3 protein-coding genes are annotated in these 16,569 nt (G+C 40.1%); all 3 read left to right on the top strand.

Going from position 1 to position 16,569, the window contains the following annotated elements; genetic code table 11:
- Positions 1 to 254: 254 nt before the first annotated feature.
- From LPTSP_RS15570 to LPTSP_RS15560, 3 genes are read left to right on the top strand one after another with little or no spacing between them, the layout of a single operon-like run.
- The gene (locus LPTSP_RS15570) at positions 255 to 10,160 is read left to right on the top strand and encodes a type I polyketide synthase (RefSeq protein WP_108929584.1); all 9,906 of its coding nucleotides are present in this window, start codon (positions 255 to 257) and stop codon (positions 10,158 to 10,160) included.
- Positions 10,157 to 10,603 (top strand): holo-ACP synthase, encoded by a 447-nt coding sequence (locus LPTSP_RS15565; protein WP_108929583.1) that lies wholly within the window; start codon positions 10,157 to 10,159, stop codon positions 10,601 to 10,603. The genes LPTSP_RS15570 and LPTSP_RS15565 overlap by 4 nt, the downstream gene beginning before the upstream one ends.
- Positions 10,604 to 10,615: 12 nt before the next feature.
- Complete coding sequence (locus LPTSP_RS15560) at positions 10,616 to 16,516, top strand: carboxyl transferase domain-containing protein (RefSeq protein WP_108929582.1); 5,901 nt, start codon at positions 10,616 to 10,618, stop codon at positions 16,514 to 16,516.
- The last annotated feature ends 53 nt before the right edge of the window (positions 16,517 to 16,569 follow it).

Below are 16,569 nucleotides of genomic sequence, written 5' to 3'. Positions count from 1 at the left end.
AACAGAATTAACGAACAATTGTTAACTAACTTATTTAACTAACAAATGTTCATCAGCATAATATTTATGCATTCATATTATAAAATAGGAAAATAGATATGCATAGCATTTGTTACATCGTGCCAAACGAGTGTTCATAATTACGATTTTGATTTTATTAAGTATAAAAAAATTTTTTCTTGAAATCAAAACGTAAACTCTTCCATTTCAAATGAAATCTTATTAAATGAAAAATAAAATGGAAGGGTCAGTAAATGAAAACGAATTATTCAAGCGGAGCTTTATCTTCCGAACAAGTATCGCCAATCTATAAAAATCTTTCAGCTCAGTCTGCTAAAACATTCGTAACCTTCGCCGGACAGGGAATAGATCCTATTCCTGAATTACGCTCTTTCTATGAAGAAGGCAATTCTCGTTCGGAATTTTGGACAACTGTCTTCTCTTCTATCGAGGAAGAATGTAAAGCAATCCATAAAGACAGACTTTTAGGAGCATTGCCTTTAGGTTTTCGTTTAAAGGATTGGTTGGATCAGCCGGAATTAACTCCGGACCATTCTATCTTAAAGAATTGCTCATATAGTATTCCTCTTATCTTTTTAGCTCAGGCTTCCGCTTTATACAGAGTAATCCAAGACGAATCTCACTGGGAGTCTTTATATAACGAAATCTCAGGTATATTTGGTCATTCCCAAGGAGTGTACGCTGGATTTTTATTATCTTCTTCTCCTGATAAAACCACATTCTTAAAAAATTTATCACTGATACTTAGAAACCTGATCAGTCTAGGTATAAGAGTCCAAGAGGAATTTCCAATTTTAGAATTGGATGTTTCTGCAAAAAGACTTTTGAAGCCCGATGAGATCCCCTCTCCTATGGCGGCTTTAAAGTCGGAGAGCGACTCCTTATTAACGGAAGAATTAGAAAAATTTAACTCAAACAGAAGTTCCGAAGACACAATATATTTAGGACTGAAGAATGGACCAAAGGCCAGAGTGGTCTGTGGATCTCCAGAATCTTTATTAGAGTTCAGAACTTATCTTTCAAACAATAATTTCCCCAACCTGGATTCTTGGACATTTCTCAAAATTTCCGCTCCATTCCATAGCCCGTTATTAAGAAGGGTCCCTGTACTTTTGGAAGAAGATGTCAAAAGAATAGGATTCAACCCGAAACAATCCGATCTAAAAATTCCTCTATTCGATACAAGAGACGGAAGAGATCTCAGAACAGAATCAGATCTCGCGCTTGCCTTATCCAGAATGACAGTGGCAGAACCCTTGGATTGGGAAATCTGTTTGGGAAGTTTAGAAAAAGAAGAAAGTAAAGTTTTATTAATCTCTTTCGGGCCGGGAGTGGATGCCGAAAAATTATGCTCTCCTATCCTTAAAGGTAAATCCTATCTCACTCGAAACTTAAGCAAATCGGAGTCCTATAGATCTTTCACAAAAGAAACTAATTTAGAATTTCCTAAATCATGGAAGGAATTCCAACCAGAAACGGTAGAACTTCCAAATGGAAAAATTTTCTTAAAGAACAATTACTCTGTTTGGACGGGAAGAGCTCCTGTATTTGGGGGAGGTATGACTCCTTCTACCGTTGAACCTGCGATCGTGATCGCTGCGGCAAAAGAAGGATACTTAGTAGAATGGGCTGGAGGAGGACAAGTAACGGAAGAACTATTCCGAAAAAGAATGGAAGTATTTCGAAAAGAATTACCTCCCGAAGTCGGCATAGTTGTGAACCTTCTATACTTAGATGCCTATTTATGGAATCTACAAGTTCCCTTAGTAAAAAAACTCAAAAGTGAAGGAGCTCCTATCGAAGGAGTAACTATATCAGCTGGTATTCCGGAAACGGAAGAGGCCATTCGAATACTAAAAGATTTTGAATCTCATGGGATCTGGTTGAACTCCTTCAAACCGGGAACCCAAAAACAGATCCGACAAGTTATCTCTATTGCAAAACAAGTACCAGATTCAAAAATCCTAATGCAAATCGAAGGGGGAGCTGCAGGAGGGCATCATAGCTGGGAAGATCTAGAAGGATTGGTCCGATCTACTTATAGTGAGATCAGAGATTGTAAAAATATAATTTTGGCAGTCGGTGGAGGGATCGCGGAACCTCAAGATTCCAAGTCTTGGTTGTTCGGAACCTGGGCAGGAAAAAATCCAATGCCTGTAGACGCGGTATTCTTAGGCACCAGGCTCATGGCTGCAAAAGAGTGTGCTACATCAGAAAAAATTAAACAAGCTTTAGTAGAGATCTCAGGATCCGAAAATTGGAAAACCACTCAAGAAGGAAAGAACGCCGGCGGAGTTATTTCCGGACGATCAGGATTAGGTGCGGATATTTATTACGCAGAGAATACTTGGACCAAACTCTCTTCTCTTGCAGAAGAACTTACAAAAGGAAAAGAAACAGAAGAAGCCAAAAAAGCGGTTCAATCAAAAAAGAAAGAATTAGTCTCTCTTATCAACTCTACTGCAAAACCATATTTCGGCGATCTAGAAGAAATGAGTTACACTCAAATTCTTTCAAGATACTTAGAGCTGACCTGCCCTGGGCAAAGATTGATCTCTCCGGAAGGGTGGCCGGATCATCCTTTTATAGATAAAAGTTTCAGAAACAGATTGATAGAATTGGTGCAAAGATTCGAGGCCCGTATCTCCGAGCCTACGGATCAAAATTCTATATTAGAAAAAATCGGTCCAGATTTCGATCCGAATGTTTTTCTAAATGAATGGAAAACAAGTTATAAAAACGCGGATACGATCCTTATCTTACCGGAAGATACTATATTCTTCTTAGATGTTTGCAAAAGACCAGGCAAACCGGTAAACTTTATCCCTGTTATCGACGAGGATTTAGTAAAATGGATCCGCTCCGATTCCCTTTGGTATTCTCATTGTGTTGATATGGAACCGGATTCTTGCGCTTGGATCCCCGGACCAAAAGCGATCAAAGGAATTCATGAGGCGAACGAGCCAGTCTCCTCAATCTTCCAAAACTTTCTACAAGTAAGTTTGGAAGATTCTAAACCTAAAAAAATTCATTGGGAGGATCTGTTCGCTTCGGATGTCCAAAGTAAAAATATCTCTAATTTATTCTCAGAAGAGCAGATCAGAAACAATTCGATCTCCATATTCGAAACCCTTGATATAACTCCGAACGATTGGATGGTTCATTTAGCAGAATTAGGAAAAGGTTTCTTAACTGCCGTATTAAAATCTCCCAAAATCGGGCAAACTGCGTCGGATCTGAAATTATTCTTTGAACCAAGGATCGGCAGAAAATTTATCTGGGAAACAAGCGGCTCAGAAGAATTATTGCTGATCCAAGTCTGGGAGGAAAACAAACTAAAAGTAGAATTAAAACTTTCGGAAAAAGATTCTGCAGAGTTAAAATTATTTTTCTACGATCCTAAAGACGGGACTGCAATTCCTTTCCAAAGAAAATTCAGCGCCGGAAAAACTTTAGGAACATTTATAGAAGAAGATCATGTTTTCAAAGAAAAATCCGGTTTGGATCTTTATCTTAAAACATGGGGACTGGATCAAAAAATCGATCTGAATTATTCAAAGAATATTTCAGAAGAATTAGAATCAGAGGTAATAATCGATAAGGAATCCATTTTAAATTTCCGGAAAGCGATCGGAGAATTAAGAAGAACTGATTTAAAATCAGATCCAAATCCTCCTATTGGAATGAGTACCGCTTTTGCCTGGAAAGTACTTCTTTCTCCTTTATTTACATTAGAAAATAAGAATCTATTTAGGCTTTTACATTTCTCCCAAAATTTCCAATGGGAAAAAGAAGCAACCGAATTGGTTCCTGGGGATAAACTTAGATCCAAAGCAAGACTTGCAAAAGTCCGCAAACTAGGTTCGGGACAAGAGATCCAGATCTTGGGAGAAATTTCAAAAGACGGAAAGAAGATCTGCTCTTTCCAAACTGGATTTTTGATCCGAGATGTTTATTCTAAATTCGAAGAGTTCGACTCCTTACCTTTCGAAAAAAGTATCCTGATCAAATCGGAAGCGGAATCCAATCTTCTAAATTCTATCCCTTGGATTTTTAAAAAAGAAGACCAAGAACCGAACTCAGTCGGATCTAAATTAAAATTCACTTCTGAAAATCGCCACGTTCGATATTTGGGCGTAAATCAGGAACTTCATACAATCGAAGGTAAAATAGAAAAAGTTTCAGGCTCTCATTTTAAAGAATGGGGAAAATTCCAATTAGAAGAGAAAGTTCAGGTAGGAACTCCAACATCTTTGGATCGATTCTTCTCAAGTCTTTTAGAGGCGGATCAGGAAGTCCCACTCACTAAACCTTACAAGGTCGTATCAGAAACTTTCTTTGCTCCTTCCGATATGAGCGAATATTCTGCGGCATCAGGAGATACAAATCCAATCCATACGGATATTGATTTTGCAAAATATGCAGGCTGGAAGGACAGAATAGTCCACGGCTTATGGACTTCTTCTAGAGTAATTAAACAAATCGTAATGGATGTCGGACAAGGAGATCCGTCAAGATTATCGTCCTTCGAAGAAATTTTCGAAGCTCCAGTATATTTAGGAGAAGAATTACTTTTAGAAGCAGTACACATTTCTCAAAAAAAAGGATCTCACATCCTTTCGATCAGCTTACAAAATCGAGATGGAGAAAGAAAATTAAGCGCGAAAGCAATCGTTTCTCCTAAAAAGACCGGCTACGTATTTACGGGTCAAGGTTCCCAGTCCCAAGCCATGGGAATGAAGCTTAGAGATGAATTTCCGGAAGCCAGAAACGTTTGGCAAAGAGCGGAAAATACCACGAGAGACGAGTTAGGCTTCTCTCTTTTAAAAATTGTACAAGATAATCCAACTTCATTAAAAGTTGGGAAAAAAGTTTGGAACCATCCTAAAGGTGTTCTTCATCTCACTCAATTTACTCAAGTTGCTTTGGTCACTAAGTCCATGGCAGACTGGGAGATTCTGAAAGAAAGAGGATTCTTAGATCCGGATGCGCCATTTGCTGGACACTCTCTAGGAGAATTCTCGGCCTTATCCGCTAGAGGATTTTTAGGATTAGAAAATGTGATCCGGATCGTTTATGGAAGAGGGCTTACTATGCAAAGTCTTGTTCCAAGAGATAAGGAAGGGCGAAGTCCATTCGGAATGAGCGTAGTATTAGGAAATCGTCATGTAGGCCTGGATGAAGAAACCATTCTGAAAGTTGTTTCACAAATTAAAGAAGAGACAAGCCTTCCTTTAGAAGTAGTTAATTTAAACATAAGAGACAAACAATACTCCGTCACCGGCGATCTCAAAGCTCTCACTGAAATGGAAAACCGTTTTAAAGAGATTGTAAGAGGCAAAAAAACGACGATCCGTTTAGAAGGAATAGATGTACCTTTCCATTCCAGAGTGTTGGTAAACGGGGTTTCTGAATTCAGAAAAACTCTGGAATCGAATATCCCTCAGATAACCGGTTTTGAGGAATTAGACGGTAGGTATATCCCGAATTTAGTGGCGAAACCATTCTCCATTGATAAGGAATTTATAAAGTATGTTTGGGAAATATCTGGAAGTCCAATCTTAGAAAAGATCCTAAAGGAAGATCAGAAACTTTCTAACGAAAAACTCAGAAGGATCTTGCTGATCGAACTACTTGCCTATCAATTTGCGATGCCTGTGCAATGGATAAAAACTCAAGACCAATTCTTCCAAGACCTGAAAGTCCGAAGATTGATCGACCTAGGCGCAAGAGGAGATCTTGCGGGTATGGCAAGGCAAACTCTGAGAGATTTTCCGGATCCTTCTTCATTCGAGATCCTACATATAGAAGAAAATCGAAATGTAGTCTTTTCAGAATTAGAAGATTGTGATACCGCTGAGTTTTCTAAACTCAGAGAAATTCCAGAACCAATAGCGACGGAAGTTCCTATTGCAAAAGCGGAGACCAAGATTGCATCGGCACAAGTGCAGGAAACAATCCAAGAACCCCAACAGTTCGGCGGAGAAGAATCGTCCGTAAATCTTACTAAGAAGGATGCATTATTCGTATTACTTTCTTTAAAGGCAGGAATACGACCCGAAGAAATTTCTGAAGAGGAAAATATAGATACTCTATTCGGAGGAAATTCTTCCAAACGAAATCAGGTGATGGCGGATCTGGGAGCGGAATTCAAAACCACAAGTTTGGATGGGGCTCATGAGAAATCCTTAAAAGACCTTGTAAGATCTTTGGAAGAGCAATCTGCATACACACAACCTGGGCCTTATCTCAGAACTTCCTTCGAAGAAACCTTGAAGAAATTTTTCCCGCCTGATTTCGGCAGAACAGAGATCTTTAAATATCTAAAAGAAGAAAGAGGCTTAAGTGCTTCGGGGATTTTTGCGATCAGTATCTTTCTTCCTTTATACGTAAGAGAAGGAGAGTCGTTACGAAAGGGTCCATTGAGTTCGATCGCATTAAACTCTCGGATCGGAAGTTCTAAGGACGCATCCAAATGGTTGGACAAAGCAGTGGATCTGTTTGCCCAATCCAAAGGAATACGGATCGGAAAACTTTCCGCAAGCAATTCAGGATCTGGCGGAGGGGCAAAAGTAGATGCAGCTGCGTTAGAAGAACTGGAAAGAAAGTATTTCGGAGCGGAAGGAATTTTTGGAAAAGCAATTAAGAACTTCCAGTCTAGGCTTTTAGGAGAAGATCCATTTGCAGAATTTTTAATAAAAGATCTGAATGTTATAGAAGAAGCTAGGCAAAAGATCCAAGCAGAGTCTGCTCCTTCTTCCCTATTCGACGAAAAGAAAATAGTTCGTTTTTCTAACTCGGAACAATGGGCAAAGAAAAAACTTTTGCAAGGTTTAACCAGATTCAGAGTCGGAACTGTAAGTCGTTTAAGTCAGGAAGAAGAAAAGTATTTTGCAAATCATGCAAGTCCTCTATTATCCCAAGTTTTAGAATACTGGGACCAAATCTTGGAGAAGGACGAGATCCAATTTCCTGAAAAAAAGAAAAACATCGGATCCAAAAGAGAATATTTGAGATCTCTCTCCTCTCACTGGGATCAGAATAAAAAACCGATCTTCCAGGCAGAAAACTCAGTATTACGTCCTAAACTAGAGATCTCTGAAGAAGGAAATTTAAACTTTAAAGAAGTAGAATATTCTGCTAAATTAAAGGACTTTTTCCAAGGAAAAATTTCTATCGGAACAAGTGAAGATCAGGGAGGGAGTTGGACAGAGAACCGGAAAGAAACCGAATCTATTCTGAATTCTATTTTGAGTTCTTCCGAGACTGGGATTTCGTTCTCCGGTCTAAAAGTTTTAGTAACAGGGGGAGGTCCAAACTCAATCGCATTAGAGACCGTATTCGTGTTACTCTCGGGTGGAGCGGATATTATCCTAACTACCACTTCTTATTCTTCAGAAAAAGTTAAGTTTTACAAAAGAATCTTCCAGAAGTACGGAGCAAAAGGAGCTTCACTTTCTTTAGTTCCATTCTCTCAAGGATCGTTCGAAGATATACGTTCTTTATCCGAATGGTTGGTCCAAAAAGATTGGGAGCCGGACGTTTTAATTCCATTCGGCGCAGTCGGAGAAGAAAATACAGGATCACAGTTAGATGATTCTTCTTTAACATCATTGAGAGTCATGTTACTCGGTGTGGAAAAACTGATCGGAACTCTGGGAAGAGTTAAGAACACGCCGACGGAAACTTCTCCGCTTCATGTAATCCTACCTCTCTCGCCGAATCACGGTATCTTTGGAAGAGATGGAATGTATGCAGAAACCAAATTGGGTCTCGAGACTTTATTCCGCAAAAAATTCTCGGAAGAAGACGATTGGGGAAAACATACAAGGATCCACGGTTGTGTGATCGGTTGGGTAAGAGGAACAGGCCTCATGGAGGCGAACGATCTCGTTGCCCAAGCATTGGAAGAAAGATCGGGAGTCCTCACATTCTCCAAAAGAGAGATGGGACTTCTTTTAGGAAATTTGATCCATACTTGTGTATTTCATTCTTCCGAACAAATCACTAAGGTAAATTTCACAGGCGGTTTGGATTCTCAAACCGATCTTGGAAAAACTTTAGGCAAAATCCGTGTAGATATTCTTTCCGAAGCAAAGATCAAAAAGGAAACCTTTTTGCTTAAGAGCAAAGTTACATTAGAAAAACGTGATACTAAAACAAGAGAATTCTTACCTAAAGAAGTGTATAAATACCCTTCTGTCCCTAGCCAAGCACGATTGAATGAGATCGGATATTTAAAAGGATTAGATTTATCTAAAACAATTTGTGTCGTAGGTTTTGCAGAACTCGGACCTGCGGGCAGTTCCATGACCAGATGGGAATTGGAAAAATCCGGAACACTGTCCTTAGAGGCTGCTCTCGAACTCGCTTGGATGATGGGTTATATTAAGTACCAAGCTGCAGATAAAGGAAGAAGTTGGACCGATTCCGAAACTGGCGAAGCGGTCGCAGAATGGGAAATCAAATCTAAATACGAAGAGAAGATCTTAGCTCATACGGGCATCCGGATAATCGATAAGGAATGTGTGGGTTTTGATCCTTCTGCTTTATTCTCCTTCGTAGATGTGGTTTTAGAAGAGGACTTCTTCATACCTGTTTCCAACTCGAAAGAAGCGGAAGAATTCAAAAAAGCAGAACCTGAAGCTACGGAGATCTATCATGATTCCGAAAAAGACAAATGGTTTGTTAGAAGAAAAAAAGGAAGTACGATCAAGGCAAGAAAGGCTTCTGACTTCAATAGAAAAGTGGCAGGGCAAATCCCGAAAGGTTGGGATCCGGCCAAATATGGACTGACCAAAGATCTGACCGCTCAAGTCGATCCGATCACAGTATATAATCTTTATTGCACATGCGAAGCGTTCTTACGTTCCGGAATGGAACCTATGGAATTGTATGAATTCCTACATCCAGGACTTGTCGGCTCCACAGTCGGCTCCGGTATGGGAGGAATGGGAAAACTCAAAAGAATGTTTCATGACTTCTTACTCGGAAAAGAAAGACAGCATGACGCGTTACAAGAATCGCTGATCAACGTTACTACAGCTTGGGCACTCACCTCTTACGTAGGAGGATATGGTCCCGTCCAAACTCCAGTAGCAGCCTGCGCGACTGCGGGAATTTCTTTAGAAATGGCGGCGAGTTTAATCAAAGAAGGAAAAGCGGGCTTTATGTTAGCCGGTGCCTTCGATGATTTTGCGATGGAAAGTTTGGTTGGATTTGGAGACATGCAAGCGACTGCAAGCAGCGTAGAAATGTTGGAACAAGGCATCGATCCAAAAGGAATGTGCCGCCCGAACGATATCCGAAGGGGAGGATTCGTAGAAGCGCAAGGAGGAGGAGTCGTCCTACTTGCAAGAGCAGACTTAGCTCTCGAAGCAGGACTTCCAGTGTATGGAATTTTAGCCTATGCAGGTTCTAAAACGGACGGTATCCAAGCTTCTATTCCTGCGCCGGGCCTCGGACTTTTATCTTTAGGTGCAGAATCCGAAAAAGAAAAATCCCCATTAAGAAACGCGTTAGCTCCTTTCGGTCTCACTGCGGACGATATAGGTGTCGCCTACAAGCACGATACTTCCACAAAAGCAAACGATAAGAATGAAAACAAACTTTTGTATAATTTATTATCCAAGTTAGGAAGAACTCCAGGAAACCTATTACCCGTAGTTTCTCAGAAATCTCTTACAGGACATTCCAAAGGAGGAGCCGCAGCCTGGCAGACTATTGGAATATTACAAACTTTAGAAGAAGGTATCGTAACCGGAAATCGAAATCTTGAAGAAGTGGATCCCGACATGAACGAATATCCTTTCATCACTTTTACGGACGAAAGCATTCCATTCGGTAAACATAATATTAAAGCCGGAATGTTGACTACTTTAGGGTTTGGACATGTGGGAGCACTTTGCCTTTTCGTTCATTCGGACTATTTCTTAGCGGCGCTCACACCAGAGCAAAGAGAAACCTATCTGAAATTAAGAAGAAAAAGAGAGATCACCAATCGGAACAGATACCATGAGATCAGAATGGGGTTAGGAAAACCTATGTATGAAAGACATACTAAGTCCTACTTCCAAGAAGAAGAGATCGGGTTACTCCTAAATGCTGGTTATAGATCCAAGCAGGGAGAGAAAAAATGAAATTAGGATCACAAACTCTTCCAAATTTTGAATCGGTAACCAGTCCGTACGCTTCCGTAGGAGTGGATCTAACTTTCATTCCGGAGTTCAAAGAAAGTTTACAGGATAAGGCTACCTTCTTCTTTAGAATCACTTTTACGGATTGGGAAAGGAAGCAGGGACAGACAAAACCTGAAAATCAAAAAGCCAGCTTTTTTGCAGGAAGATACGCAGCAAAAGAGGCATTGATCAAGGCCTTGGACGGATATCGCCTATTTCAAAAGCCTGACTTAACTGTAAACTATTCCGAGATTGAGATACGCAACGACGATTATGGTCGTCCCTATTTTCGTTTTTACGGAAACTTTGAAACTTATCTGAACAACTTAAAACCGAATTCTATTCGGTTAAGTATTAGCCATACGGGGGATTATGCATTTTCCGAAGTCCTCCTGATCTTTTAGGAGAAAAAGCGAATGATACCCACAAGAAAACCAGAACCAGATTCATTTACCCAAGGAATATTAAGCATTCCTGAAATAGATTCCGTCATCAGAGAATTGAAAATTTTAAACCCAGGGCGTTCCGAAAAAAGGGAAATTTTACCGGAAAGAAAAGGTGTCCTGAAAAAAGTACTGATCGCAAACAGGGGAGAGATCGCCAAAAGATTCTTTTTAGCATTAAGAGAAGAAGGTATCCGCTCCGTTGCAGTAGTAACCGACCCTGATAGAGAACAATCCTGGTATGAGTCCGCAGACGAGATCATATACATAGGAAGTTCCGATAAATATACGAATTCCCAGACAATCATAGCCGCCACCTTGCTTTCTGACGCAAACGCTGTATATCCAGGATACGGATTTTTGTCCGAAGACTTCAAATTTGTGGAATCATTGGAGGAAGCATCCCTAATATATAAAAAAAATATAATATTCATGGGTCCCAAAGCCTCCGTAATGAGAAAAGTGGGAAACAAACTGGATGCTAGAAAGTTGGCATTAGAGAACGGTATCCCACTTTTATTGGGAAGCGGACCCATCACAGGCGGAGAAGAGATCGCAGTCCAAGAAGCGGAAAGGATCGGTTATCCTATCATGATCAAATTGGACAGCGGCGGCGGTGGAAAAGGAATGGTCATCGTACGAAATTCCAAAGAGCTAGTTCCTGCAATAGAAAGTGCGGTCCGTATCGGCGTCCAATCCTACGGAAACGGTACCTTCTTCTTTGAAAAATACGTAGAGAGACCTGCTCACTTTGAAGTGCAAATTTTCAATTCCACCGCAGTAGGTATCCGAAAATGCGCGGTTCAAAGAAGAAACCAAAAAGTTGTGGAAGAAAGTGGAGAAACTTTTTTAGACGATAGGACCTTATTACAATTATTATCATCCGCAGAAAAGATCGCTCATATCTCAGGTTACTCGGAAGGATGTGCCGCGGGAACCGTGGAATTCCTACTAGATTGCGAAACAGGCAATTTTGGTTTTTTAGAAATGAATACTAGATTACAGGTGGAATATCCTGTGACGGACCAATCTCTTGGGATCGATCTAGCTAAATGGCAAATTCTATTTTTTGATGGAAGAGAACAAGAGATCCCTTATGACTCGGTGATCCGCAGAAGATTCTCTGACAGAAATCATTCTATCCAATGCAGGATCTATGCGGAAGACCCTTTTCAAAACTATTCACCTTCTCCGGGAAAAATAAAAGATCTGGAATTACCTACATTCAACGGAGTACGTTGCGATTTCGGATTCAGAAAAGGTGATAGAGTATTAGGTGATTATGATCCCATGATCGGAAAATTAATCACCACGGGAACCACGAGAGAAGAAGCGCTTCTCAGAATGGAAAGAGCTCTTTCCGATCTCTACATCCGAGGGATCACCACAAATATCGAACAATTGCTCAAACTAGTAAGACATGATCTGTTTCGTTCAGGAGAATATGATAATTTAATTTTATCTAATAATGAAGAGCTTACGAAAGCGGAAAAAGAATCAGAGGAAGTAGGAGCAGTCATCTGTTCCCTCGCTGAATCCGTTTTTATAACCGAAAATGATCTAAAAAGATCCTTTAGAGACAGGGATCTTCCCAAACTACTTCATTCCCAAGAGTCTGAATATTCACTTTATGAATTCGAATTAAAATCGGAGACGAAAACTTTTAAGACCCGCCTATTCCGAACTTCCATTTCCAGTTACAGGATTTTACTAAATGGAAAAGATTTTGGGACTATTGGAGTCTCTTTAAGCGGCGAATTGGGAGAAGAATTTTTAGTAGAATTTGCAGGCAGGACAATTCCAGTCCGAGTAGATCGTAGGCCTTCTTTTCACTTGGTGAGATTTCCGGATGAACAAGGAAAACTTAGGTATCTCCGATTTTCCATTTTATCCAAAGACAAAAAGAATAACGCATCCAGCGAAGGAGTATTACGTTCTCCTTTCCAAGGAACATTCGTAAAGATCTGTAATAACCCTCAAACGAACGAGACATGGAAAGAAGGAGAAACAATCCAAGAAGGAGATCCGATCTTAGTCATTTCTGCCATGAAGATGGAAACAGTTCTTACCGCGCCTGTTAGCGGAAAACTAGGATATCTATTAGAACATGGAGATGGTAGCAAATTAGTTCGAGGAATGACCGCTTCAGGAATGGTTCTGGGCAAAGGCTTGAGCGAAGGAGAAATACTCGCAAAAATCGAAACAGAGCAAAGATCCGAAGTCAAAAAAGAATTAGAAAATCATAATACTTTTGGAGGATCCATCTGGGAAATCTGGGCGTCCCTAGAAGCGGATATAGAACTAAAACTCTCCCCGATAGAAAAAACTTCGGGCTCCGATCTGAGAATTTTACTGAAGTCCTGGATCTTGGGAACCTTTAGAGAACAAGATGCAGTAGAAAAGATAAATTCTATACTTTCCAATTTTGAATTTTCCAAACTTCCAGATTCGGAAAATCGACAATGGGGAAATTTCTATTTAGAACTTTTGAAATTCCACGTATTAGTGCGCAGAATATTCTCTTCAGATCCTGGAACAAAATTTTCTCACTATGGAGAGATACAAAGAGCTCTATCGGAATGGGATACAGAAGGATATAATCCGCCTAAAACTACGAAAAAACTTCTATCGAATGCATTTCATTATTACGGAATAAAACCATGGAATCCTCTTCGAAGGACTAAAAACCAAAAGGATGCATTCATATTTTTGGTAAAAGCATACGCGAATCTTAGAGAAGGAAAAGAACTCGTCGCAAAACTTTTGGAAATACTTTCCATTTATGCTCCGCCTACTCCTTCCATCGATCTTGCATTGAATGGCATCTTGTATCTGGAAGAAAGAGAGAAGGAAAGTTCTCTCGAAAAAACGGTCAGAAGAATATTAAGCTCCAGAGGAAATCGTCCCCAAAAATTCAAAGGGGGAGATGCAACCATTTCCAGGAAACATGTATTCGATTATGTACGTTTTCTAAAATCACCTTGGTCATCCGTATCTGAGCAAAGATCCGAGATCTTAGAAGAAAAATTCAAAAGATCCTTTTCGGAAGACTTACCATTGATCCCTGAAAACTTCGATGAGTCCCTCACTTCGCAAATCCGAAAAAAAATAGCACATTGGCAATCCCAAGGAAGTATTAAGAGATTATTCTCCCCTACTCCCGGACATTTTTTGTATTTCTTAGAAACCGAAAAAGAAAAACAATATATACTCTTCTCCACTTTAAGCGCTGAATCGGAAAAGAAAACTTCTCGATTCGATCTGGAAACCACCGCGAAAGTAGGGGCGTGTATTTTGCAAGGCTCCCAAATATTCAAAAAAGTGGATATTTTCAGATTAGAAGTTCTAGTTTCCGGATTCAAGGTCAAATTCGATCCAGGATCCAATGACCAAGATGTATTCAATTATAATAATATAATGGAATCCTCCGGATCGGTTCTTCGTTTCTTCTTACACGGAGTTTACAGTCAATTCACGATGGATTTCCTTCCGGAAAATTCCGAAAAAACGGTAACTCTTTCCTTCTTCTTTAAAGATGGAAAGCTTAGGATGGACATAGCGCATCGTAATGATCCTAGATTTCCGTACTGCACAGGAACCGATCCAAAAGATCTGACTGTTTTCCAAAAAGGAAAATGGCCTTTGGAATGTTGGGTTTCCGAAATATTCGATATGGATTCCGCAAAAGAGATCATGATCCCGGGAACAGACGGTCTTCTCAGAAAAAATCCTAAAACAGGCAAAGAAGAGATCTATATACCAGGAGCAAAAATATTCGAAGGAAAGATTGGCGGAAAACCTGCATTATGTTTTTTTAAAGATTCCAGAGTAGCAGGCGGCGCTACAGGAGATTTAGAAGGAAGAAAATACATAGCAGCCGCATACTATGCCTATCGAAAAGACCTTCCTTTGTATATCTGGAATGACGGAGCAGGCGCTAACATTAAAGAAGGAATGGTTTCTTTAAATAGAGCCGCAGAAGGATTCTTCATGAACTCACTTTTAAGTGCAGGTTTGAAAGCTTCCGAATTCAGAGCCGCAATCGAATCACATTCAGATCCGGTCTTAAAAGAAGTATGTTCCGAAACTGAAAAGAAATACGGATCAGAATTCAGAAGATACAACTCTGAAGAAAGACCTAAGTTTTGTTTTACAGTCGCAGTTGGAACAGGATCCTCTACAGGACTGGATGTTTATGGCTCTTCCCAAGCCTCCTTACAAGTTCTCTTAAATGAAGATGAATCCTACCGAGTTCTAACAGGGTCTTCAGTAATCGAATCCGTAACCGGCGAAAAATTCACCAATTATGAGATAGGCGGGGCTAAAATAATGGGCCAAGCCACGGGAACTGTGGATTTTGTAGCAAACGATAAGATACAGCTCATTTGGATCATCAGAAGGATACAAGACACTTTATTGGGATGTAAACTTCTTCCAAAAGATAAAGGCCAAAGAGTCATATCAGAAAATTGGAATGTTTTAGATGAGAACGAACTCACCTATCATTCTGAGAGCGGATTTTTCCTGCCGATCAAAGAAAACTATTCAGGTTCAGGATCATTAGTCTCCGGATTCATTCGATTGGGAGAAGCTTCCGTACTTTCTATGGGGCCAAGAACCAGCGACGGATTCCATTCTCTTCCCTGTATTATCAAAGCGAAAGAATCAGTTCGGATCGCAGAAAAAACTGGAACAAGCCTGCTCTTAGTATACGGAAGCAAATGGTTCAGAAGTTCCCATTTGGATGATTACGATTCCTTAAGACCCAGAAGGGACTTCCAAAAATCATTACAAAATTTTAAAGGAGCCTGCTTACATTTCGTAAAAAATCCGGAAGGACTTAGAGTCTCCGAACTTACTTCAGAGGCGGATGTATGGTTACTTTTAGAACCGAACGAAAAGAGCAAAGCTTCCATACATAAGGAATTCTTGAATAAAAAAAGATGGGCGACATTCACAGCTAAAAACGAATCGGAAGCTTATGAGATCATTAAAAAGTTTTTCCATTTGTTAAATCATAGAAAGATCGAAAATTCTCCGGCAAACGGAAACGAGATCAAACTTCCGAACGAGATCACGGTTTCTTACGATATGAAAGAAGAGATCGTCCAAAAAATTTTAGACGAAAACACTTTCTTAGAATTCGGAGAATGGGACCCAGGTTCCAGTTTGATTACAGGACTCGGAAGAATACAAGGCAGAACCATTGCGATCATTGCGGACCAACCGAAAGGAGGAGGCTCTCCTGACGCACCTGGAACGGAAAAATTCAGAGTATTCACAGAATTCGCGAACAAACATTCCATTCCTTTATTAATGATCTCTGATGCTCCAGGTTTCGTTCCAGGTACCAAACAAGAAAGAGCAAGGATACAACAAATCGGCGGGGAATCCTTGGACGTAAACGTTCTCTCTGAAATGCCTGTAGTCTCCATCGTATTAAGACAAAATTACGGAGGAAGACAGATACATGCGTTCAGCGGATTTTTAAGACCAGGGATCGCATATTATTCTTTAGCAGAAGCAACTCTCGCTGTGATGGGAGGAAACTCAGCGTTCGACCTGTTCCAGGGAGCAAAAGTAGCCTCGCTCAGAAAAGAAGGGAATATTCAAGAAATCGAATCTATCCAAAAAGAATTTTTCGGATCTTTCATAAAGAAATCCAGGGCGGACTTCGACGCAAAAAATACCGGAGTCTTGGACGGCACTTTCAAATCTATTTCAGAGTTAAGAGAAGTTTTAAAAACAGGTTTAGAAGAAGCCGACCTTAAACTTTCCCTTTGGAGAAAGAACAAAAACAAGTACTCCGAAGGAGAAGTATATCTTTGTCCTCAAACTTCAGGAGAAGATTGGAAGGATCTAATCCTTCCTTAATTTGAACGATCCGTTTGTAGGAACTCCTACAAACGGATCCAACGAAAACGAAA

The sequence above is a fragment of the Leptospira johnsonii genome (assembly GCF_003112675.1).
Lineage (GTDB): Bacteria > Spirochaetota > Leptospiria > Leptospirales > Leptospiraceae > Leptospira_B > Leptospira_B johnsonii.
Note: the sequence above shows the minus strand (reverse complement) of the source record. Positions and strands in the feature narration are given on the sequence as shown.

Coding starts and splice junctions, on each gene's coding strand:
- LPTSP_RS15570 (WP_108929584.1), top strand. CDS start 255: ATGAAAACGAATTATTCAAGCGGAGCTTTATCTTCCGAACAAGTATCG.
- LPTSP_RS15565 (WP_108929583.1), top strand. CDS start 10,157: ATGAAATTAGGATCACAAACTCTTCCAAATTTTGAATCGGTAACCAGT.
- LPTSP_RS15560 (WP_108929582.1), top strand. CDS start 10,616: ATGATACCCACAAGAAAACCAGAACCAGATTCATTTACCCAAGGAATA.